A 21,108-nucleotide genomic window follows, 5' to 3' on the forward strand; every position below is an offset into this window, starting at 1 on the left:
CCGCAAGGAGCCCCGCCATGGCCGACGACATCCCCATCCTCGACCTCGCCCCGCTGCTCGCCGGTGAGCCCGATGCTCTCGAGCGGCTGGGCCCGCAGCTTCATCGCGCCTTCACCGAGGTCGGCTTCTACTTCATCCGCAATCATGGCGTGCCGGCGGCGCTGATCGAGGAGGCCTTCGCCGCCGCGGCCCGGTTCCATGCCCAGCCCCTCGAGGCGAAGCTGGCCATGCCCTTCAACCGCGACAATATCGGCTACCTGCCGATGCGCGGGAACACCACCCGCATGAATGCGGTGGACGGCATCAAGAAGCCCAACGGCAACGAGGCCGTCTTCTTCAAGCGGGAATTGCCGGAGGATCACCCCGACCGCCTCTCCGGCCGCCGCTTCCGCGGACCGAACCAATGGCCGGCCGATCTGCCCGGCTTCCGGGAGACGGCTCTTGCCTATGCCGGAGCCATGGAGACGCTCGGCCGCCGCCTGGTGCCGATCTATGCCGCCGCGCTCGGCCTGCCGCATGACTGGTTTGAGGACAAGTTCCGCGAACCGATGTTCACCCTGCGGATGACCCATTACCCTCACCAGGCGCCCACGGCCCCGGAGGATGAATGGGGCCTCGCGCCGCATGCCGACACCTCCTTCATGACGATCCTGGCGCAGAACAAGGTGCCCGGCCTCTCGATCCGCCTGCCGGATGGCCGCTGGATCGACGCGCCGGCGCTCGACGGCACCTTCCTGGTGAATGGCGGGATGATGCTGCGGCGCTGGACCAATCACACCTTCCTGGCGACGCCGCACCGCGTCACCAACCGCTCCGGCCAGGAGCGCTACGCCATCCCCTTCTTCATGGATTGCGACTACGAGGCGGTCATGGCCCCAGTCCCCACCTGCGTCACGCCGGAGAATCCGCCGCGCTACCCTCCCTTCACCTATCTGGAGTTCATGAACGAATACTCAGGCGCCAATTATGGAGACCGCCCGGCTGCCGGGGTCGCCCTGCAGGGGGCCTGATCCGCTTCCGTTGGCTGCGGCATGGTGCTTTGCTTCCCTGCAACAAAACCCAAGGGAGGCCAACGCCATGCATCGTCGAGCCCTGCTCGCCACCCCTCTCCTGCTGCCCGGCCTCGCCCGGGCGCAGGGTTTCGCCGACCGGCCGATCACCCTGGTGACCGGGTATTCGCCGGGCGGCTCCACCGACATTGCGGCGCGGCTGCTGGCCGACCGCCTTGCCGCCCATCTTGGCGCCGGCACCCGGATCGTGGTGGAGAACCGCCCCGGCGCCTCGGGCGCCGTCGCCGGCGAATGGCTGCGGCGCCAGCCGGCCGATGGCTTCACCATCATGGTGGCCGAGACCGGCTCCCACGCCATCGCGCCGAATGCCCTGATCGGCTGGAACCGCTATGACCCGGTCGCGGACTTCACCCATTTGGGCATCATCGGCATCCCGCCGCTCATCCTCGTCGTGAACAACGCCTTCCCTGCCCGCACCGGGGCGGAGGTGGTGGAGGCGCTGCGCAAGGCGCCCCCGGACAGCCTGACCTACGCCACCTCGGGCGTCGGCGGCGTGCTGCACCTCGCCTCGGAGATGCTGGCGTTGCAGCTCGGCACCCGCTTCGTCCATGTCCCCTATCGCAGCGGGGCGCAGATGCTGCAGGCGATCCATACGGGGGAGGCGCAATTCGGCATCGCCGCCCTCGCCTCGGCCAATGCCATGGTGAAGGAGGGGCTGGTGCGGGGCATCGCGGTCACCGGCCCGCGCCGCTTCCCGACCTATCCGGAGATCCCGACCCTGGCCGAGAGCGGCGTGCCTGATTTCGACTTCGACACCTGGTTCATCGTGATCGGCCCACCCGGCATGCCTCCCGCCACCGCCGCCGCCATCAACCGGGCTCTGGTCGCGTCCCTGGCCGAGGATGCCTTGCGGGACCGGTTGCTGGCCGCAGGGCATGACGCCTTCCGCGATGCCAATGGCCTGCCCGAGGCCCGAGCCTTCATGGTGCGGGAGGTGGCCAAGTACCGTGCCGTGGTCGAGCGAACCGGCATCCGCCTCTCGCCCTGAGGCTTCGCCCCCGAAGTCTGTCGAATATGGCCGGGCTGGCGGATATGATGGAGACGTGACGAACCAAGACGAGTAAATTCACCAAACGTAAGTAACTTATAGTTGATTATAGACACCCGGTGTTACGGCATCAACCCAGGCCGGATCCGGAGAGACGAGGTTGTCATGATCCTGCGCCGGCCCGTCCCGCCTGGTTCCTTGCCCTGGGGGGATTCATGGCGGCAGGCAGCGCGCATGGCGCTGGCTGCCTGCCTCGGTCTGGTCCTGGCCGGCATCGGCCCGGCCGCGGCGGAGGAGGCGCCGCCTATCACGCTGAAGATCGTGGGCGGGCTCGCCGGCGTCGCCCAATATACCCGCCATGAGATGCCCTTCTGGACGGAGCAGGTGCCTCAGCTGACGCAGGGCCGGGTCCGGGCGGAGGTCGCGCCCTTCGACCGCAGCGGCATCCGCGGGACGGAGATGCTACAACTCATGCGGCTCGGCGTGGTGCCCTTCGGCACGATTCTGCTCTCCATTTCGGCGAGCGAGGAGCCGGAGATCAATGTTATGGATCTGGCGGTGATGAATCCCGACATCGCCACCCTGCGCAGCACCGTCACCTTGCTCCGCCCGCGGCTGGAGGCGCTGCTGCAGGACCGGTTCAACCTGGCACTCCTCTCGATCTATGCCTATCCGGCGCAGGTGGTGTTCTGCCGGCAGCCTTTCGCCGGGCTGGGCGATCTTGGCGGACGACGCATCCGCGTCTCCTCGGTCAGCCAGAGCGAGCTGTTCGAGGCGCTGGGGGCGGCCCCTGTGGTGATCCCCTTCGCCGACATCCTGGCGAACCTGCGCGGCGGCGTGGTGGAATGCGCCGTAACCGGCAGCCTTTCGGGCAATGCACTCGGGCTGCATACGGTTTCCACCCATGTCTCGCGGCAGGCAATCAGTTGGGGTGTCTCGGTCTTCGCCGCCAATGCCAATGCCTGGGCCGCGCTGCCCGCCGGGATCCGCACCCAGCTCCAGTCCGGCCTGACCGACTTGCAGGAGCAGATCTGGCGCTCCGCCGAGCACGAGACCGAGGAAGGCTTCATCTGCAATGCCGGCCGGCCGGAATGCGCCCATGGCACGCGTGGCCATATGGTGGTGCTCGACGATGAGCCCCGCGACCGCCAGCGCCGTGCCCAGCTTTTGAGGGATGTTGTGCTGCCGAGCTGGGTGCGCCGCTGCGGTGCCGACTGCATTGAAACCTGGAATACCTACATCGCCCCGAACCGCGGCATCCTGGCAAAGCCCGAATAGCATGCAGCAGCGCCGCATCCGCCTCGTCGTCCTCCTGGTCGCCGCCCTGCTGCTGCTGGCGCTTGGTCTCGGCACCAACCTGCTGATCGACCGCCTGCATCGCACTGCGGAGCTCTCCGCGCGGGAAACCGTGCAACGCGTCACCCGTATGGCGGAAAGCACGATCAACCGCCATTTCCTCGCGGTGGACGGCATGCTGGCCGGGTTGCCGGCCCTGCTGAACCAGGTCGCCAGCAATGGCCGGATCGAGCAGGCAGCCGCCAACCGCATGCTGCGGGAGCTGAATTTCCAGAATTTCAGCTTCCGCGACCTGGTGCTGGTGCAACCCGATGGGCGCGCCTGGGCCGCCGCCCTGGCTGCCTCCCGCAACCGCCCGCCACCGCTCGAGGCCGCGGCGCTGGCCGGCACGGTCGGGCTCGGCGCCGCGGTGATCAGCGGCCCGGCCCGCAACCCGCTCACCGGCGAATGGTCGCTGATGTTCCTCCGGTCCATGGAGTTGCCGGGGGTCGGCCCGCTGATCGGCGTGGCCGAGGTGCCGGTCTCCCTCGTCACCACGCTGCTCGCCCCGATTGGTGAGCTGCCCGGGATGCGCATCTCGGTCGAACGGGCGGATGGCCGGGTGCTCACCGTGCTGCCACACGATGAAACGCGCATGGGACGGTCCCTGGCGCGGCCGGCCAACAGCCTGCCGGTGGATGGCAACGCCATAGCGATCCCCGGCCGCTTCCAGGACCGGCCTGTGCTGGCCGCCGCCAAGCCCATCCTCTACCGCGACATGTTCGTGGTCGGCAGCTACGAGGAAGACGACGCCTTTGCCGCCTGGGAGCAGGACCGCCGCCGGCTGATCGGCGTCGCGGGCAGCCTCGGCCTGCTGCTGGTGGCGCTGGCCGCCGCGCTCTACCACGCCCTTCGCCAGCGCGAGCGCATCGAATCGGAGCGTGCCCGCGCCCGAGCGGTGCTGGAAGGCGCGATCGAGACCATGCCCGATGGCTTCGTCATGTTCGATGCCGAGGACCGGCTGGTGATCTGCAACCAGCGCTACCGCGAGCTCTACGCGGTGAGCGCGCCCTTCATCACCCCGGGGGCACGCTTCCAGGACATCATCCGCGAGGGTGCCCGGCGCGGGCAGTACCCGCAGGTGGGCGAGGATATCGAGCGCTTCGTCGCCGAGGTCACCGCCTGGCATCGCGGCGACCATCCGAGCATGGAGCGCCTGCTGCCGGATGGCCGTTGGCTGATGGTGAGCGAGCGGCGCACGCCGGATGGTGGCACCGTCGGCATCCGCACGGACATCACCACGCTGAAACGGGCAATGACCGATCTCGCCCAGGCTCGCGATCAGGCGGCGGCGGCGACCGCGGCCAAGTCGCGCTTCCTTGCCCAGATGAGCCATGAGTTGCGGACCCCGCTGAACGGCGTGCTGGGCCTCGCCCAGGCCCTGGCGCGGGATCCGGCCCTGTCGGGCGAGCAGCGCGCCCGGGCCCGCACCTTGGAGGAGGCCGGCCGGCATCTGGTGACGGTTGCCAATGACGTGCTGGACCTCGCCAAGGTCGAAGCGGGGCGGCTTGAATTGCGGCTGGCGCCGGCCCGCCTCAGCAGCCTGCTCGAGAGCGCCGCCACGCTGGTGCGCCCCGCCGCCGAGGAGAAGCAGATCGAGCTTCGCGTGATGCCGGCCGTCGACTTGCCCGAGATGGTCCAGGCCGACCAGACGCGGCTGCGCCAGCTGCTGCTGAACCTGTTGTCCAATGCAGTGAAGTTCACCCCGGCCAGCGGGCTCGTCGAGCTCGTCGCCACCGCGGTCGGCGGCCCGGGCGTGGACGGGCGGCAGACGGTGCGAATCGAGGTGCGGGATACCGGGCCCGGCGTGCCGGAAGCGAAGCGCAAGGCGATCTTCGGCGATTTCGTCCAACTCGACCGCGACGATGGGGCGGGTGGCACCGGCCTCGGCCTCGCCATCGCCGCCGGCATCGCGCAACAGATGGATGGCAGCATCGGCTGCACCGAGAACCGCAGCTCGCCCACTGGCCATGGCGCCATCTTCTGGGTCGAGCTGCCGCTGCTGCCGGTGGCCATCGCCCAGCCGCAGCCCATGCAAGACGACGAGCCGGCCGGCGAGCAGCGGGCGCTGCGGGTTCTGGTGGCAGATGACGTGCCAGCCAACCTGGCCGTGGCCCGCGCCTTGCTTGAATCGGGCGGGCACCGGGTCGAATGCGTCTCCGACGGCTCACTGGCGTTGGAGACGCTCACCAAATCAGCGCCGGCCCGCAATTTCGATCTGGTGCTGATGGATGTGATGATGCCCGGCATGGACGGGCTGGAGGCCACCCGCCGCATCCGGCAACTGCCAGGCGAGGCGGGCCGCATCCCCATCCTCGCCGTGACCGCCAGCGCCTTCGCCGAGGATATTGCGGCCTGCCGCGCCGCCGGGATGAATGCCCACCTGGCCAAGCCTATCGAGCGCGATGCGCTGATGGCCTCGCTCCGTCAATTGACGGCGGGTGAAGCGGCGCTCTGCCCTGCCGTCCTGCCACCGCTCCCGCCGGCCGATGCCGAGCTGCCGCTGCTCTCGCGCCGCGGCAGCGACGGCAAGCTCTTGATCCCCGGGCTGGATGAGGCAGCGGCGAGCCGGCTCGCCCCGGTATTCCTGCAGGAGATCGCCGAGCAGACCCGGCTGCTGCGGGCCGCTGGGCCGGAGATGATCGCCGAAGCCATCGCCGCGGCGCATCGGCTGACCGGCTCGGCCGCGACACTTGGCGCGAGCCGGCTGGCCGCCGCTGCGCGCCACTTCCAGGGTGAGGCCCGCCGCCTGCCCGCCGAGGACGCCATGGCGCTGCGCGACGCGGTGCTCGTGGTGGCGGATGAAACGCTGGTGGCGCTGCAGGTCGCGCTCGGCCCACGGCCCGCTGCCGCCTGAAGCAGGGCTCAGCCCGCGCACGCCGCCAGGGCGAGACCAGCATCCATCCCGTATCCTCTCGCCCGGCCGCTTGCCACGGCCGAGGCGGGACGCCACGCTCCGCCGCCACTCCGGGGAGCTGCCTGATGCCTGATTTCGATCTCGTCATCCGCCATGGCACCGTCGCCACCGCCAGCGACGTCTTCGCCGCCGATATCGGCATCGCCGGCGGGCAGGTGTTGGCGCTCGGCCGCAATATCGGCCCAGGCGCGCGCGAGATCGATGCCACAGGCAAGCTGGTCCTCCCCGGCGGCATCGACAGCCACACGCATATCGAGGAGCCGCGGCCCGGCCCGACCGCCAATGCCGACAGCTTCGCCAGCGGCACCGCTTCCGCCACCGTGGGCGGCACCACGACGGTGATCGGCTTCGCCCGCCAGGCACGCGGCGGCTCGATGGCAGCCGGCGTTGCCGAGCATCGCGCCCGCGCCGAGCAGAGCCGCATCGATTACGGCTTCCACATGATCCTGACCGATCCGCGGCCGGAGATCCTGACGGAGGAACTGCCTGCTCTGGTCGAGCAGGGCTATCGCAGCTTCAAGATCTTCCTCACCTATTCCGGTGCCCGCATCACCGATGGCGAGGCGCTGCGGGTGATGGCGGCCGCGCGGCGCCTCGGCGCCCTGGTCTGCATCCATGCCGAGCATCACGAGCTCATCGAATTCTACACCGAGGCGCTGGTCGCCGCCGGATATACCCGCCCCGTCCACCATGCCTGGGCCAAGCCCATGGTGGTGGAGGCTGAATGCGTCCACCGCGTCTGCCGGATGGCCGAGGCGCTCGACGTGCCCATCCAGGTCTTCCATGTCAGCGGCGAGGAGAGCGCCGAGGAGATCGAGCGGGCCCAGCGGCGCGGTCTCAAGGTCTGGGGCGAGACCTGCACCCAGTACCTCGTCACCACCGCCGAGGATCTCGACCGCCCTGGCCTCGAGGGCGCCAAATTCCTCTGCAGCCCGGCGCCACGGGCCAAGGCCGACCAGGCGGCGCTGTGGGAGATGATCCGCCGCGGCGTGATCGGCAACGTCACCTCCGACCATGCGCCGACGCGCTTCGGCGGGCCGAATGGCAAGACCGCCTTCGGCGAGGACGCGCCCTTCACCAAGCTGCCCAACGGCGTGCCGGGCCTCGCCGCCCGCATGCCGATCCTGTTCAGCGAAGGCGTGGCGAAGGGCCGCATCGACCTGCCTACCTTCGTCGCCATCACCGCGACCAATGCGGCGAAGCTCTTCGGCCTGCATCCGAAGAAAGGGACGATCGCGGTCGGCGCGGATGCCGACCTCGCCATCTGGGACCCGGAGCGCCGCGTCACCATTACCCGGTCGCTCATCCAGGACGCCAACGACCACACGCCCTATGAGGGCTTCGAGGTCACCGGCTGGCCCGAGACAACGCTGGTGCGCGGTACGCCTGTCGTCGAGAATGGCCGCGTCGTCGGGGCGCCGGGCTTCGGGCAGTTCCTGCCGCGCGGGCCCTACGATCTCATCAAGCCGCGCGGCGTCTTCCCGGGACCTTTCAATCCAGTGGATGGCGTGCCGGTTTGAGGAGGGCCCTGCCCTCCCCAAGCTCCTCCCGCTAAGGGCCGAAAGGCCCTTGGAACCCTTGAGTCAGCGCCCCTTGAACTGCGGGGGGCGTCTCTCGCGGAAAGCCGCCACGCCTTCCTGGAAGTCCTCCGAATTCCGGATGCCGTTCAGCCGCTGGCCCTGCAGCGCCCATTGCTCGGAGGGGCCGCGCGGCAGGATATCGTCCAGCACCATCCGCTTGATCGCGCCGGTGACCATCGGCGCGAAGCCAGCCATCTCCTTTCCCCACTCGATAGCCCTGGCGAGCGCGCCACCATCCGGCACCACCTCGTTGACGAGGCCGACGCGCTCCGACTTGGCCGCGTCGAAGGTGCGGCAGAGCAAGGTCAGCTCCATCGCGAATTTATGCGGGATGCGGGAGGGCAGCGCCGCGATCATCCCACCGGTCAGCCCGAGCTTCGCCTCGGGATAGTAGAATTTGGCCGAGGACCCGCAGACGGCCAGGTCCGCCATCATCGCCAGCACCAGCGCACCGCCGATGCACCAGCCCTCCACCGCGCAGATCAACGGCTTGTCCGTCTGCCAGCCGACATTCGGCACGGCCCGCCACAATTCTGGCGGCTCTCCCACATCGGCGCCGAAGGAGAAGGCCTTCTCCCCCATCCCCGTCAGCACCGCGACACGCTGCTCGGAGGCGGCGAAATCCTGCATCGCCGCCTGGATCTCCTCCGCCATCAGCCGGGTGATGGCATTGCCCTTGTCCGGCCGGTTCAGGGCGACGATGCGCACCGGCCCGTCGTCCCAGACCCTCGTATGCTCCTGGCTCATTCCACCTTCGCTCCCGTTCGCCGGACTGCTTCGCCGAAGATCGCCCTGTCCCGCGCAATGCGGTTGGCGAAAGCCTCCCCCGCCTCGAGCTGCGGCCTGAGGCCGACCGGTGCCATAGCCCGTGCAACCTCCGGCAGCGCGAGCACCCGCTCCAGCGCCCCGACCAGCCGCGTCACCACCTCGGGCGGCAGCCCCGCCGGCCCGGCCAGGCCGAAGAAGGCCGAGCCACCCTCGCCGTAGAGCCCCAGTTCCCGCAGCGTCGGCAGTTCCGGCAATTCGGGGCTGCGCGTCTCGCCCGTGGTGGCGAGGCCGATCAGCCTTCCGTCCTTCACCGCGGGCATGGCCACGGGATCGAATTGCAACTCCACATCGCCGGCCAGCAGCGCCGTCAGCGCCGGGGCGGAGCCGCGATAGGGCACATGTTCCAGCCGGATGCCGGCGGCATGAGCGAAGATCTCGCCCGTCATCTGGGTGATGGTGCCGTTGCCGGCCGAGCTGAAGCGCAGCTTTCCGGGATTCGCCTTGGCATAGGCGACCAGCCCGCGGATATCCCGCAAGGGCACGGAAGGATGCATGGCCAGCACTCCGTCCGAGGAAGCCAGCATCGCCACCGGCGTGAAATCCCGCAGCGGGTCATAGGGAAGCCGCATCATATGCGGGCTGATCGTCAGCACCGCCGTCGGCCAGACCAGCAGGGTCAGCCCATCGGGCCGCGCCTGGGCCACCATGGCGGCACCGATCGAGCCTCCGGCTCCGCCGCGGTTCTCGATCAGCACCGGCTGGCCCAGCGCCTCCGCCAGCGGCTGCTGGATCGGCCGTGCGACATTGTCGGAACTGCCCCCGGGCGGGTAGGGGACGATCAGGGTAATGGGGCGCGCCGTCTGCGCCAGCGCTGGGGATGCCAGGGCCGGCGCGGCAAGCAACAGGCGACGCGCGATGCGCGATGCGGAATCTCCTTGGGCCATTGTCCGGCTCCGTTTCCTCCGCGGCGAGCTTGGCATGGCACGGCAGCCAGCGGTAGCAGCCCTTTACCCCCTCATCCTGTCGCGGGAATCATGGTACCCGCATCCATCATGGTGAATGAGACCTCGTCCCTCGCCCCGCGTGGCAGGATCTACGACAGCGTCCTGGAGATCGTCGGCGGCACGCCCCTCGTGCGGCTGCCCCGGCTGAAAGCCGCCGAGACCCTCGCCGCCGGCCTCGCGCTCAAGCTGGAGTTCTTCAACCCGCTCGGCTCGGTGAAGGACCGCATCGGCCTCGCCATGGTGGAGGCGGCGGAACGTGAGGGGCTGATCGCTCCGGGCCGCTCCACCCTGGTGGAGCCCACCTCGGGCAATACCGGCATTGCCCTCGCCTTCGTCGCTGCCGCCAAGGGCTACCGCCTGATCGTGGTGATGCCGGACGGCGCCAGCATCGAGCGGCGCAAGATGATCCGCCTCATGGGCGCCGAGGTGGAGCTCACCCCCGCTCGCCGCGGCATGGCTGGCGCCATCGCCCGCGCCGAGGCCATCCTGGCCGCCACCCCTGGCGCCTGGATGCCGAAGCAGTTCGACAACCCCGCCAATCCCGATATCCACGCGGCCACCACGGCCGAGGAGATCTGGGCCGATACGGATGGCGCGGTCGATGTCGTCATCGGCGGCCTCGGCACCGGCGGGACTCTGACCGGCATCGCCCGCGCCTTGAAGCCCCGCAAGCCCGGCCTTCGTGTCATCGGCGTGGAGCCGGCGGAAAGCGCCGTCCTTTCCGGCGATGAGCCAGGCCCGCACGGCATCCAGGGCATCGGCGCGGGGTTCAAGCCCGGCGTTCTCGATCTCGACCGGCTGGACGGCGTGATCCGGGTCGCGGAGCGGGAGGCCCTGGCCGCCGCGCGCCGCTGCGCCCAGCTCGAAGGGCTGCCGGTCGGCATCTCCTCCGGTGCCATGCTGCATGCGGCGCTGCAGGTGGCGCGCGAGCCGGGCCTGCGGGGCGGGTTGGTGGTCGGCATCGCCCCCTCCTTCGCGGAACGCTACCTGTCCACCGAGCTTTTCGCCGGTCTATGATCCGGCCTGAATTGAGGAGCCAGCGCCATGCCGCATGACGGCCACCACAGCCACGACCTGCCGCCGGATGGATGGAAGCATACCGGCGTCCGCGTCATTCCCGGCGACCAGCTCGATGCGAATACGGCCCAGACCCCGGGCATGAACCGCGCGGCCGCCATCAACGCCGCCCGCGTCGGGGCGCAGAAGATCTGGGCCGGCACGGTCCATATCCACCCGAACGCCAAGACCGGCGCCCATCACCACGGCGCGCTGGAGAGCGTGATCTACATCGTCAGCGGCCGCGCCCGCATGCGCTGGGGCGAGCGGCTGGAATTCGTCGCCGAGGCCGGGCCGGGCGACTTCATCTTCGTGCCGCCCTATGTGCCGCACCAGGAGATCAACGCCAGCACGGACGAGACCCTGCGCTGCGTCCTCGTCCGGTCGGACAATGAGGCGGTGGTCGTCAATCTCGACATCGAGCCGATCGAGAAGCCGGAAGAGGTGCTCTGGATCGACCCGATCCACAAGAACGGCGGCATGTAGCGCCCCGGTGGCGGGGCCGGATTCCTCGGCCCCGCCTGCTGGATCAGGCGGCCTGCACACCTTTCGTGGTGCTGTATTCGAAATGCAGCGCCTCGCCCGGGAAGACCCGGGGATGGATGGCATGCGCCGCCATCGCCGCCTCCGAGAAGCCCTGCAGGATGAGCTTCAGCTTCCCCGGATAGGTGGCGATGTCACCGATCGCATGCACGCCGGGCAGGCTGGTCATGCAGGTCGCCGGCTCCACCGTGATGTGGCTATGGGAGAGGCCGAGCCCCCATTCGGCGATCGGGCCGAGTTCCATGGACAGGCCGAAAAAGGCCAGCAGATGGTCCGCCGGCACGGTCTTCTCCTCGCCCTTCAGCGTCGCCAGCACCACGCCCGAGAGCTGCGCGCCATCTCCCTCCAGCCCGTGCAGCTGGTAGGGGATCGCCATCTCCACCTCGCCCCGCGCCGCGGCCTCGTCGAGCCGGGCCGCGCTCTCGGGCGCGGCGCGGAATTTCGGCCGCCGATGCACCACCGTGACCTTCGCCGCGATGTCCTTCAGCGACAGCGCCCAGTCCACCGCCGAATCGCCGCCACCCGCGATCACCACCCGCTTGCCGCGGAACTCCTCGCGCCGCGCCACCGCATAGCGCACCGCCCCGGAGGCCTCGTAGCCGGCCAGCCCGGCCAGCGGCGGCCGGTTCGGCCCGAAGGCGCCGGCGCCGGCTGCGATCACCACCGCCTTGGCACGCACCTCCTCGCCCGCGCTGGTGCCCAGGTGATAAAAATCGCCCTCGGCCGCCAGCCGTTCGACCCGCCGCCCGAGCAGGTAGACCGGCTTGAAGGGCGCTGCCTGGGCCTCGAGCTGATGGATCAGCGCCGCGCCCTCGATCGCCGGATGCGCCGGGATGTCGTAGATCGGCTTCTCCGGGTAGAGCGCCACGCATTGGCCGCCGATGGAATCCAGCGCGTCGATGACGACGCTCCGCATCCGCAGCATGCCGCACTGGAACACGGCGAAGAGCCCCACCGGGCCCGCGCCGATGATCGCCACATCCGTCTCGATCGCCGCCATGGCCAACCCCTCGAAGAGGCGGGGGTCTTACGGCGAAAGAGAGGCTATACCAACCCCCGATGCCCCTCATCCTGCCTGATGCCGAGGCCACCGCCCGCCTCGCCGCCCTGCTCGCCCCCCGCGCCCGGGCCGGCGATGCCATCCTGCTCGAGGGCCCGCTGGGGGCCGGCAAGAGCGCCTTCGCCCGCGCCTTCCTGCGGGCGCTGACCGGCGACCCGGGTCTCGAAGTCCCCTCCCCGAGCTTCACCCTGGTGCAGAGCTACGACCTGCCTGGCGGGATCGAGGCGCATCATTTCGACCTCTACCGCCTCGATGGCCCTGGCGACCTCCGGGAATTGGGCTGGGAGGAGGCGCGGCGCGGCCTCGTCCTTGTCGAATGGCCGGACCGCCTTGGCCCGCTCGCGCCGCCCGAGGCGTTGCGTATCCGCCTCGCCCAGGGAGAGATGGAGAATTCCCGCATCGCCACACTGGACGGCTGGCCCGGCCGGCTGCATGGGCTCCCTGGATGAGATTCCCTGAACCCTTCCTCGCCGCCCATGGCTATGGCTCGGCCGCGCGCCACCCCCTGGCCGGCGATGCCGATCTCCGCCGCTATGCGCGCCTCACCGGCGGCCCGCGCCCGGCGCTGCTCATGGATGCCCCGCCGCCGCAGGATGTCCGGCCCTTCCACGCCCTCGCCCGCCACCTGCTCGCCGCCGGCTTCTCGGTGCCTGAGGTGATCGCCGCCGATGAGGCCGCCGGCTTCCTCCTCGTCGAGGATTTCGGCGATGCGACCCATGCCGCGCTGCTCGATGCCGGGGCCGACCCGTTGCCGCTCTATACCGAGGCGGCCGAAGCCCTCGCGGCCCTGCACGCCACCCCACCACCGCCCGGCCTTCCGGCCTGGGATGCCGGGGCAATGACGCGGGCGACGGCGGCGACCTTCCTCGATTGGTGGTGGCCCGCCGCCTTCGGGGCGCCGCCCGCGCCGGAGATCCAGGCGGAACTGGGCGAGGCGCTGGCCGAAATGCTGGCCCCCCATGCCGGGGCGCGGGGCTTCGTCCATCGCGACTACTTCCCCGCCAACCTGATGCGGCTGGAGGACCGGAAGGGGTTTCGCCGTACCGGCATCCTCGACTTCCAGGACGCCGCCATCGGCCACCCGGCCTATGACCTGGTCTCCCTGGTCGAGGATGCCCGGCGCGACGTGGCCCCCGAGATTCGCCGCGCGACCCTGGCCACCTATCTCGCTGCCCGTCCCGGCCTGGACCGCGCGAGCTTCCTCGGCGCCATGGCAGCCTGCGGGGCGCAGCGGCACCTCCGCGTCGCCGCCCTTTGGGTGCGGCTGGCACGCCGCGACAACAAGCCCGGCTATCTCGTCCACGGCCCGCGCTGCTGGGCGCTGCTCGACCGCTCCCTCTCCCAGCCCGCATGCGCACCGCTGCGCCGTTTTCTCGACCGCCATGTCCCGCATGAGATGCGGAGAAACCCACCGGAGGCCGCTTGATTCACCTCACCCACGGGATGGTCCTTGCCGCCGGCCTTGGCCTCCGCATGCGGCCACTGACCGAGACCACCGCCAAGCCGCTGCTGACGCTCGACGGCCGCAGCCTGCTCGACCGTGCGCTGGACCGTCTGGAGGCGGCCGAGGTGCCTGAAGCCGTGGTGAACGCGCATTGGCATGCCGAGAAGGTTGCCGCCGCCGTCGCCCACCGCGCCGCCCCGCGCATCACCCTGCAGCGGGAGGAGGAGTTGCTGGAGACCGGTGGCGGCGTCACCCGCGCCCTGCCGCTGCTCGGCCCTGGCCCCTTCGTCGTGCTGAATGGCGACAGCGTCGTGCTCGACGGCCCGACGCCGGCCCTCGCCCGCATGGCCGCGAGCTTCGACCCGGCGCTGATGGACGGGTTGCTGCTGGTCGTTCGCACCGCGCAGGTGGATGGCGAGGTCGGCCGCGGCGACTTCCATCTCGACCCGCTCGGCCGCGTTCGCCGTCCGAAGGAGCTGGAGCTGGCGCCCTACATCTTCTCCGGCGTCCAGATCCTCGCTCCTGGGCTGTTCGAAGGTGCGCCGGCCGGCCCCTTCAGCCTCAACCGCCTCTACGACCGCGCCATCGCCAAGGGCCGACTTTATGCCCTTGTGCATGATGGTATCTGGTTCCACCTGTCGACCCCGGCCGATCTCGACCGCGCCGAGGCCTCGATGCATGCGGGCCTGGTCAAGGCGCTGTTTTGAGGTCGCGATCCTGCTAGTCTTGGGCCAGTGACCCTCTTCCACATCCCGACGCATCTGCCCTTCCTCGACTGCCTCGCGGCCGGGGTGCTGAAGGCCATCCCGGGCGATGCGCCGGAGCGGCTGTCCCGCGTCACCATCCTGCTGCCGACCCGCCGCTCGGCCCGGGCGCTGCGCACCGCCTTCCTTCGCGCTGCCGAGGGACGGGCATTGCTGCTGCCGCGGATGCGGGCGCTGGCCGGCCTCTCGACCGAGGATGCGGACGAGCTGGCGCTGCCGACGCTGCTCGACCTGCCACCCGCCGTTGACCCGCTGCGCCGCCAGGCGGTGCTGACCGGCTTCATCCAGCGCCTGCCCCGTGAGCGCGGCGGCCCGGCAACGCCGGACCAGGCCTGGGCGCTCGCCGGCGCGTTGGGCACGTTGCTGGACGAGATCGCCCTCGAGGAGCGCGACCTCGACCTGCTCGCCGAGACCCCGCCCATGGCGCTCGCCGAGCACTGGCTGGAACGACTCGAGTCGCTGGTGCCGGAGACGCATGCGGCGCATTGGCAGATCACCCTCGCCTTCCTGCGCGGCGTCATGGCGCAGTGGCAGCATTGGCTGGAGGGAGAGGGGCTGCTCGATATCGGCATGCGCCGCGCCCAGGCGCTGCGCGCCCAGACCATCGCCTGGCAGCAGGACCCGCCGCGGGATCTGGTGGTCGCCGCCGGTATCGGCGTCGGCGGCACCATTCCGGCGGCCGAGGCGCTGCTGCGCGTCATCGCCCATGACCTGCCGCAGGGCGCGGTCGTGCTGCATGGGTTTGACTCGGCTTCGACCGAGCCGCGCGTCTGGGATGCCATCCCCGATTCGCCGACCCACCCCTATTGCGGCCAGCGGCGACTGCTCGCCGCGCTGAAAACCGGCGCCGACCAGGTCGCCCGCTGGCACGGCTGCCCGCCGGAGGAGAATGCCGGGCGTGCCGCCCCCCAGCGGCGGCCAGACCTGCTCGGCATGGCACTGCGCCCCGCCGCCGGCTTGCCCGCCTGGCAGTCCCGCCGGCCGGAGGATTGGCGCCCGGCGCTTGAGGGTCTCACCCTGCTGGCCGCGCCCGACGCCCAGGCCGAGGCCGCCGCCATCGCCCTCACGCTGCGTGAGGCGCTGGAGGACCCTGCTGCCCGCGTTGCCCTCGTCACCCCCGACCGTGACCTCGCCAGGCGTGTTTCCGCCGAACTGGCCCGGCATGGCGTCACGGCCGACGACTCGGCTGGTGAGCCGCTGGGCGAGACGCCGACCGGCAGCTTCCTCCGCCTGCTCGCCCGCATGGCTGCCGCCGAGCTGGCGCCTGTGCCGCTGCTGTCGGTCCTCAAGCACCCGCTCTGCGCAGGCGGCTGGGAGCGCGCCCGCTGGCTCGCCGCCGTCCGTCGCCTGGAACGCGCCGCACTGCGCGGCCCACGCCCGGCGCTCGGCATGGCCGGGCTGCGCGACGCCGCCCGTTCCGGCCTGGCCCGCGAATCCGACGCCGCGGCCCTGGCCGAGGTCGCCGCCCTGCTCGATGCGCTGGAGGCAGCGCTCGGTCCCTTCACCGGCCTCGGCTCGACTCCCCGCCCGCCTGCCACGCTGCTCGCCGATCATCTCGCCGCCGCCGAGGCGCTGGCGGCGACGCCGACCCTGCCCGGCGGCCTCCGCCTCTATGCCGGGGAGGAGGGCGAGGCGCTGGCCTCCCATCTTGCCGCGCTCGCGCCGGCCATGGCTTTGCTACCGCCGCTCTCCGCCGAGGCCTGGCCCTCCCTCTTCGATGCCGCCATGGATGGCGCCGCGGCCCCGAGCCTCCGCGGCAGCCGTGGGCGGGAGGGCGGGCCGCATCCGCGCGTCGAGATCCTCGGCCTGCTGGAAGCACGGTTGCTGACCTTCGACCGCGTCGTGCTCGGCGCGCTCGACGAGACGGTCTGGCCGCTGGCGACCGATCCTGGCCCCTGGATGAGCCGGCCGATGCGGCGCGAGTTCGGCCTGCCGGAGCCGGAGGCGCGGATCGGCCGCGTCTGCGCCGATTTCCTGCTGACGGCCTGCTCGGCGCCGGAAGCCGTGCTGTCGCGCGCGCAACGCCGAGGTGGAGCGCCGACCCTGCCGGCGCGCTGGCTGACACGGCTGGAAACCTTCCTCGCCGGTCAGGACGGGCTGCGGCTGGAGCCGAGCCCGGCCATTGCCTGGGCCGCCCGCCTCGACCGTGCCGAGCGCGCCATGCCCTGTGCCCGCCCTGCCCCGCGCCCGCGGCCGGAGCAGCGGCCGACGCGGCTGTCCGTCACCCAGGTGGAGACGCTGATCGCCGATCCTTACGCCTTCTACGCCCGGCACGTGTTGCGCCTCTTCCCGCTCGACCCGCTGGAGGCGGATGCGGGGGTGCTCGATTACGGCAACCTGGTGCATGCCGCGATGGCAGGCTTCGTCCGCCGCCTCTCCGGCCAGCCATGGCCGGGCGGGGATGTGGCACGGCATTGGTGGGAGGATGCGGCCCGGGCGGCGCTCGCCAAGGCCTCGCCTCGCCCCGGCCTCGCCGCCTTCTGGGCGCCGCGCCTCGCCCGCATCGGTGCCTTCGCCGTGCAGCAGGAGGCTGCCCTGCGCCTGGGCGCCGGCCCGATCCGCAGCGAGGTGGAAGTGCGGGGCGAGCTGCCGCTCCGCCTCGGCGGCCGGGAGGTGAAGCTCACCGCCACGGCCGACCGGATCGACATCCTCCCGACCGGCCTCCGCATTCTCGACTACAAGACCGGCGAGCCGCCGAGCGGCGAGGCGGTGCGGGACGGGCGGAAGCCGCAGCTCACCCTGGAAGCCGCCATCGCCGCGGCTGGCGGCTTCGGGCGCGTGCCGGCCGAGGATGCCGAGGCGCTGCTGTACTGGCGCCTTTCCGGCGGGCCGAAGCCGGGCGAGGAAAAACCCGCTGCCGAGGACAAGCTGCTGGTGCGCCAGCTGGCCGATGCGGCGCAGACGGCGCTGATCGAGCTGATCGGCGATTTCCTGCTGGGCGATCGCCCCTTCACCGCCCGGCCGCATCCGAAGCGGGCACCGGCGGGCGACGATTACGACCATCTCTCCCGCCTCGCCGAATGGGCAGGCGCCGAGGATGCGAGGACCGACCAGTGAGCGAGAACGCCCGCCTTCGCGCCGAGCAGCAGCAGCAGCTGGCTTCCGATCCCGCCGTCTCCGCCTGGGTGGGCGCCTCGGCCGGCTCGGGCAAGACCAAGGTGCTGATCGACCGCGTGCTGCGGCTGCTGCTTGACCCCGATCAGGTGCCGGGCCGCATTCTCTGCCTCACCTTTACCCGCGCGGCGGCGGCGGAGATGCAGGACCGCCTCCGCAAGCGCCTCGGCACCTGGACGACCGCGGAGGAGCCCAAGCTTGCCGAGCAGATCCGCCGCCTCACCGGGCTCGAGCCGGATGCGCGACTGATCGATCGGGCGCGGCGACTGCTGATCGAGGTGCTGGAGATGCCGGGCGGCATGCGCATCTCGACCATCCACAGCTTCTGCCAGAGCCTGCTGCGCAGCTTCCCGCTCGAGGCCGACCTGCCGCCGCAATTCGCCGTGCTGGAGGAGCAGGACGCCGCCGCCATGCTGGCCGAGGCGCGTGAGGCGGTGCTGGCGAATGCCGGGGCGGTGGCGCAGGAGCTCTCGCTGCTGGCGGGCATTGCCTCGGCCGATACCTTCGCCGATGTGACGCGGGCGCTGCTGCAGGATACGGCGCGGGAGCGGCTGGTGCGCTGCCTGGATGGCTGCAACGGCATCGCGGGGCTCCGCCTGCGCCTCGCCACGGCGCTGGGCGCGCCGGACAGCCTCGACGAGGCAGAGGTGATCGCCGCCGCCTGCGCCGTGGAGGAGGCACCGCTGCGCATGGCGGCCAGCCTGCTCGGCGCCAGCAAGAACGAGAACGACCGCAAGCGCGCGGAGCTGCTCGCGGCCTGGATCGGGGCCGATGCCGAGGCGCGCACGGCGCGCTTCGACGATTGGCATAAGTTCTTCATCACCGACAAGGGGACGGTGCGCGCCGGCACCGGCCTTGCCACCAAGAGCGTCGGGGCCCGGCAGGCGGAGGTGCTCGCCGCGTTGCAGGCCGAGGGCGAGCGGCTGTTGAAGGTTGCCGAGCAGCGTGCCGCCTGCCGCCTGGCCGCGGCGACGGGCGCGTTGCTGGCGCTGGCCGCACCGGTGCTCGACCGCAGCCGGGCACGGCAGCGCCAGGCCGGGCTGCTCGGCTATGGCGACCTGATCGAGCATGTGCGGCGCATCCTGGAGGACCCCGGCAGCGCCTGGGTGCTCTACAAGCTGGATGGCGGGCTCGACCATGTGCTGCTGGACGAGGCGCAGGACAGCAACCCGGCGCAATGGGGCATCGCCGCCGCGCTGACGGCGGAGTTCTTCGCGGGCGCCGGCGTCGAGCGCGGGCGGGCCCGTTCGCTCTCCGCCGCGGCGGTGGAGGCGCCGGCGCCGCGCCGCACGGTCTTCGCCGTGGGCGACATCAAGCAGGCCATCTATGGCTTCCAGGGCGCCGATGCGGCGGGCTTCGCCACATGGCAGCTGCATTACGGCCGGCAGGTCGCCGATGGCGGCGGCGAGTTCCGTCAGGTGCAGCTCGACGTCTCCTTCCGCTCGACGGCGCCGGTGCTGGCTCTCGTCGATGCGGTCTTCAAGGATGGGCCGGCGCGGCAGGGTGTCGTCGCCGATGATGGCCCGTCGCTGCTGCACCTGCCGGACCGGCTCGGCCATGCGGGAAGCGTCGAGTTGTGGCCGTTGCTCCGCCCTGCGGAGACGCCGGCGCCCGAGCCTTGGCTGGTGCCGCTCGAGCCCGAGCGGGTGGCGAGTGCCGATGCGCTGATGGCCGAGACGCTGGCGGCGCGCATCGACCACATGATCCGCCATGAGCGGCTGGAGGCGCGCGGCCGTGGCGTGCGGGCGGGCGACGTGCTGGTGCTGCTGCGGAAGCAGGCCAATGTCGCCCTCGTCCCGCTGCTGGTCCGCGCCTTGAAGGCACGGCAGGTTCCGGTCGCGGGTGTCACCCGCATCAAGCTTGTCGAGCATATCGCGGTGATGGACCTGCTGGCCCTCTGCGACGTGCTGTTGCTGCCGGAGGATGACCTTCAGCTGGCGGCGCTGCTGAAAAGCCCGCTGATCGGCCTGTCCGAGGAGGATCTGCTGGAGCTGGCACATGGGCGCACCGGCTCGCTCTGGGGCGCGCTGATGGCGCGGCAGGGCGAGGCGGCGGATGGCGTAGCGGCGCGGGCGGCGGGCTGGCTGGCACGGCTTTCGGGACGGGCCGATCTCGTCACCCCGCATGCGCTGCTGGCCGAGGTGCTCGGCGAGCCATCGATGGACGGCACGCGCGGCCGGGCGCGGCTGCTGGCCCGGCTGGGCCCTGAAGCGGCGGATGTGCTGGACGAATTGCTCAACGCCGCGCTGACCCATGAGCGGCGCCACCCGCCGAGCCTGCAGGGCTTCCTCCACTGGTTGCGCCAGGGCGGGGCCGAGGTGAAGCGCGAGGCCGAGGCGGCCGGCGATGCGGTGCGCATCATGACCGTCCACAATGCCAAGGGGCTGCAGGCACCGATCGTCATCCTGCCGGATGTCGGCAGCGGCACCGGTTCGGAGTCCATCCGCTGGCTGGAGGGGGATGGCGTGACCCTGCCGCTCTGGGCGCCGAACAAGAGCTTCCATGCTCCCGCCTTCCTCCGCGCCAAGGCCGCCGACGAGGTACGGCGGCAGGAGGAGGAGAATCGGCTGCTCTATGTCGCGCTGACCCGGGCCGAGGACCGGCTGGTTGTTTGCGGCTGGGGCAAGGAGCCGGGCGAGTGGTACCTGCATGTCGCCGCCGGCTTCCGCCGGATGGCGGGGGCGGCGGAGCATCGCTTCGACCATGGCGGCTTCGGCGCTCCGGCGGCCTGCGATTTCGGCGATGGCATCGCCTGGCGGCTCGGTTGCCCGCAGGAGGAAGCACCGATGCCGGATAGCGGGGCCGCGGCCGAGGCCGAGGCCGGGCCGCTGCCGGATTGGGCGACCCGCCCGGCACCGGCCGAGGCGGTGGAGGCGGCGCTCAGCCCCTCCGCCCTGCCTGGCGAGCAGGAAGCGCCGGCTGCCGCCCCGCATGGCGAGGCCGACCCCGGCGGGCGGCGCTTCCGCCGCGGCCGGGTGATGCATGCCCTGCTGCAGCACCTGCCGGAACGGCCCAGGGCGGAGCAGCGGGAGGCGGCGGCGCGTTTCCTCGCCCGCCCGGGCCATGGGCTGGAACCGGCCGAGCAGGCGGAGATGCTGGAGGAGGTGCTGGCCCTGATCGCGGCCCCCGCTATCGCCGCAGCCTTCGGCCCGGACAGCCTCGCCGAGGCGCCGATTGCAGGGCAACTCGGGAAGCAGCTGGTGACCGGCCAGGTGGACCGGCTCGTGGTCTCGTCCGATCGGGTGCTGGTGCTCGACTACAAGACCAACCGCCCGCCGCCGGCCAGGCCGGAGGAGGTCGCGCCACTCTATCTGCGGCAGATGGCGGCCTATCGCGCCGTGCTCCGGCAGGCCTTCCCCGGCCGCGCTGTGGAGTGCGCCCTGGTCTGGACCTATGGGGCGCGGCTGATGCCGTTGCCCGGGGAATTGCTGGACCAGCACCTTCCCGCGATTGGCTCATAGCGGA

At 71.2% G+C, this 21,108-nt stretch carries 15 protein-coding genes; 12 read left to right on the forward strand and 3 right to left on the reverse strand.

The features are described 5' to 3' along the window. Window positions 1-17: 17 nt before the first annotated feature. The 5 genes from BLR02_RS21910 (at window position 18) to hydA (ending at window position 7,830) form a co-directional block, all read left to right on the forward strand. Window positions 18-1,010 (forward strand): isopenicillin N synthase family dioxygenase, encoded by a 993-nt coding sequence (locus BLR02_RS21910; RefSeq protein ID WP_090664639.1) that lies wholly within the window; start codon window positions 18-20, stop codon window positions 1,008-1,010. Window positions 1,011-1,077: 67 nt separating this feature from the next. After that, on the forward strand, window positions 1,078-2,058 hold the full coding sequence (locus tag BLR02_RS21915) for a Bug family tripartite tricarboxylate transporter substrate binding protein (protein ID WP_176849732.1): 981 nt from the start codon (window positions 1,078-1,080) through the stop codon (window positions 2,056-2,058). Window positions 2,059-2,292: 234 nt separating this feature from the next. Beyond that, on the forward strand, window positions 2,293-3,336 hold the full coding sequence (locus BLR02_RS21920; protein WP_245704894.1) for a TRAP transporter substrate-binding protein: 1,044 nt from the start codon (window positions 2,293-2,295) through the stop codon (window positions 3,334-3,336). A 1-nt stretch (window position 3,337) separates the two neighbouring features. Beyond that, a complete protein-coding gene (locus tag BLR02_RS21925) occupies window positions 3,338-6,250 on the forward strand; it encodes a PAS-domain containing protein (RefSeq protein WP_176849733.1) in 2,913 nt (970 codons plus the stop codon). Window positions 6,251-6,375: 125 nt separating this feature from the next. Continuing rightward, on the forward strand, window positions 6,376-7,830 hold the full coding sequence (gene hydA, locus BLR02_RS21930; RefSeq protein ID WP_090664643.1) for a dihydropyrimidinase: 1,455 nt from the start codon (window positions 6,376-6,378) through the stop codon (window positions 7,828-7,830). A 63-nt stretch (window positions 7,831-7,893) separates the two neighbouring features. On the opposite strand, the gene BLR02_RS21935 is transcribed toward hydA, so the two are convergent. Both BLR02_RS21935 and BLR02_RS21940 read right to left on the reverse strand, forming a co-directional pair. Next, window positions 7,894-8,637, reverse strand: a complete 744-nt coding sequence (locus tag BLR02_RS21935) for an enoyl-CoA hydratase/isomerase family protein (protein WP_090664644.1) — start codon at window positions 8,635-8,637, stop codon at window positions 7,894-7,896. Further along, a complete protein-coding gene (locus tag BLR02_RS21940) occupies window positions 8,634-9,602 on the reverse strand; it encodes a tripartite tricarboxylate transporter substrate binding protein (protein WP_176849734.1) in 969 nt (322 codons plus the stop codon). The genes BLR02_RS21935 and BLR02_RS21940 overlap by 4 nt, the downstream gene beginning before the upstream one ends. Window positions 9,603-9,692: 90 nt before the next feature. Between BLR02_RS21940 and cysK the strand changes: the two genes are divergently transcribed. Continuing rightward, window positions 9,693-10,679, forward strand: a complete 987-nt coding sequence (gene cysK / locus BLR02_RS21945; RefSeq protein ID WP_090664646.1) for a cysteine synthase A — start codon at window positions 9,693-9,695, stop codon at window positions 10,677-10,679. 27 nt (window positions 10,680-10,706) lie between these two features. Further along, the gene (locus BLR02_RS21950) at window positions 10,707-11,204 is read left to right on the forward strand and encodes a cupin domain-containing protein (protein ID WP_090565864.1); all 498 of its coding nucleotides are present in this window, start codon (window positions 10,707-10,709) and stop codon (window positions 11,202-11,204) included. Between the two features lie 43 nt (window positions 11,205-11,247). On the opposite strand, the gene BLR02_RS21955 is transcribed toward BLR02_RS21950, so the two are convergent. Beyond that, entirely contained in the window at window positions 11,248-12,261 is a 1,014-nt protein-coding gene (locus BLR02_RS21955) for an NAD(P)/FAD-dependent oxidoreductase (protein ID WP_090664647.1), read from the reverse strand. A 59-nt stretch (window positions 12,262-12,320) separates the two neighbouring features. Here BLR02_RS21955 and tsaE point away from each other — a divergent pair, with 59 nt between their 5' ends. The 5 genes from tsaE to addA are packed head-to-tail and all read left to right on the forward strand — an operon-like array spanning window position 12,321 to window position 21,104. Then, the gene (gene tsaE, locus BLR02_RS21960) at window positions 12,321-12,770 is read left to right on the forward strand and encodes a tRNA (adenosine(37)-N6)-threonylcarbamoyltransferase complex ATPase subunit type 1 TsaE (RefSeq protein ID WP_090565868.1); all 450 of its coding nucleotides are present in this window, start codon (window positions 12,321-12,323) and stop codon (window positions 12,768-12,770) included. Further along, complete coding sequence (locus tag BLR02_RS21965; protein WP_090565870.1) at window positions 12,767-13,747, forward strand: aminoglycoside phosphotransferase family protein; 981 nt, start codon at window positions 12,767-12,769, stop codon at window positions 13,745-13,747. The genes tsaE and BLR02_RS21965 overlap by 4 nt, the downstream gene beginning before the upstream one ends. After that, on the forward strand, window positions 13,744-14,472 hold the full coding sequence (locus tag BLR02_RS21970; RefSeq protein ID WP_245704895.1) for a nucleotidyltransferase family protein: 729 nt from the start codon (window positions 13,744-13,746) through the stop codon (window positions 14,470-14,472). Before BLR02_RS21965 ends, BLR02_RS21970 begins: the two co-directional genes overlap by 4 nt. Window positions 14,473-14,499: 27 nt before the next feature. Continuing rightward, window positions 14,500-17,586, forward strand: coding sequence for a double-strand break repair protein AddB (addB, locus tag BLR02_RS21975; protein WP_090664649.1), 3,087 nt, complete (start codon window positions 14,500-14,502; stop codon window positions 17,584-17,586). Further along, a complete protein-coding gene (gene addA, locus BLR02_RS21980; RefSeq protein WP_245704896.1) occupies window positions 17,583-21,104 on the forward strand; it encodes a double-strand break repair helicase AddA in 3,522 nt (1,173 codons plus the stop codon). Before addB ends, addA begins: the two co-directional genes overlap by 4 nt. Window positions 21,105-21,108: the final 4 nt, after the last annotated feature.

The sequence above is a fragment of the Belnapia rosea genome (assembly GCF_900101615.1).
Taxonomy (GTDB): Bacteria; Pseudomonadota; Alphaproteobacteria; order Acetobacterales; family Acetobacteraceae; genus Belnapia; species Belnapia rosea.